The organism is Ectopseudomonas oleovorans, assembly GCF_029845265.1.
Taxonomy (GTDB): Bacteria; Pseudomonadota; Gammaproteobacteria; order Pseudomonadales; family Pseudomonadaceae; genus Aquipseudomonas; species Aquipseudomonas oleovorans.
Window position 1 is genome coordinate 1 of the sequence record NZ_JAOCLK010000102.1, and the last position, 1,519, is coordinate 1,519.

General features: G+C 66.2%; 1 protein-coding gene. It reads right to left on the reverse strand.

Features of this window, described 5'->3' with window-relative positions; translation table 11 throughout:
- Positions 1–144 precede the first annotated feature (144 nt).
- On the reverse strand, positions 145–1,443 hold the full coding sequence (locus N5J71_RS22265; RefSeq protein WP_003459923.1) for an IS1182-like element ISPst13 family transposase: 1,299 nt from the start codon (positions 1,441–1,443) through the stop codon (positions 145–147).
- Positions 1,444–1,519: the final 76 nt, after the last annotated feature.

Below are 1,519 nucleotides of genomic sequence, written 5' to 3' on the forward strand. Positions count from 1 at the left end.
CTCAGAGCTTGTGAGCTTTTCGGTCACGCCCGCCGAAGGGGGCGCGAGTGGGTTTGTGATCGCTGTGGCGGTCAGATGATCTGTTCAGCATGAAGGCACTCGCGTTATCTGGTTTTTCGGGTCGTTTTTCGCCGTTTCGTACGCTCAAGCCCCGATTCCGGACACTGCAGACGCACCTTTCCCGAAGGCAAGCATCTCCGGCGCGAGGCTGGCCATCCGCATCAGGTTGTGGGCCAAGGCAAAGAACAGGACCACGCACTTGACCTTGGCCAGTCCGCGCACGCGGAACTGCTGGAGTCCCCGGTTGCGGCTGTGGGCATTGACGCATTCGGCGGTTGCGGCGCGGTTCTTGTAGATCGCCTTGGCCTCATCGGTCCCCATGCGCGCGCGCCATGCCGCCACGCCAGGACTGTCGTCGGGCTTGGGCTGGTGTGGGTCCACCGCCTTGTCCTTGGCCGCCGGCACCGGCCCATACACCGTGGTGTGCGCGCTGGCCTGTTCGACCTGCTCGTGACCCACAAAGCCGCCATCGACCAGCCAGGCCTCGGGCGTCTGACCGCAACGCTCGCGCACCTGCTCGATCATCGGCACCATCTGACCCTGGTCGCTTCCAATCGTGGCCACCTCGACGCCCACAATCACCAGCGAGTCGACATCGCTGGCCAACTGCGGGTTGTACGCAGGCCGAAACCCGCCGTCGCCCATCTTCATGACCGTCGCCTGGGCATCGGTCGTCGAGGCGCGCGCCTGATCGGCCGCCTTGCCCTGGCGGCGCTTGATCGCTTCGAGTTCGGGCAAGCGCGCCAGCGCCTCGGCCACCCGGGTCTCGCGCTCACGGGCCGCGCGCAGCCGCGCCGCCTGACGAGCCCGCTCGGCCCTGCCCGGGTCGGCTTCAAGCTCGGCCTTGAGCTGCGCGACCCGCTCGCGGGCCGCCTCCAGGTAGCCCGCGAGCTTGTCCTCGCGCCGGAACGATCCCGCCCCCGCACTGGCCCGCACCCGCATGCCATCCTGCGCCACCTGGCGCAGCTTCACCACCCCGGCGGCAATGAGCGTTGCCACATTAGCGCTGAGCAACTCGTCGAGCGCCTCGCCGTGATCCTTCCGAAAGTCCGACAGCGTGTGGTAATTGACCTGCACCCCGCCGCACAGCCAACGATACGCATCATGCGCATCGGTCAGGCGCGCCACCTCGCGCGCGCTGCCCACCCCGTCGAGCGTCGCGTAAAGCCACAGCGACAACAGAATCTCCGGCGCAATCGCCGCCCGACCAACCCCGCCCTCACGCACCCGGATCCGCTCATAGAAGCGCGCCAGATCCTGCCCGGCAACATACGACCACACCAGCCGCGCCCGATGACCTTCCGGCAGCAGCGACTCGAGGTCGCTGGCGCGAAACTCCATCTGGGTGCGGTTGGGCAAAATCACGCGTGCGTGAGCTTTCATGGCAGGGTTACGAGATCGTGGCCGGGACGCAAGAATTATACCAAAAGCATTTCTCGGAAATCTTCACAGACTCTCA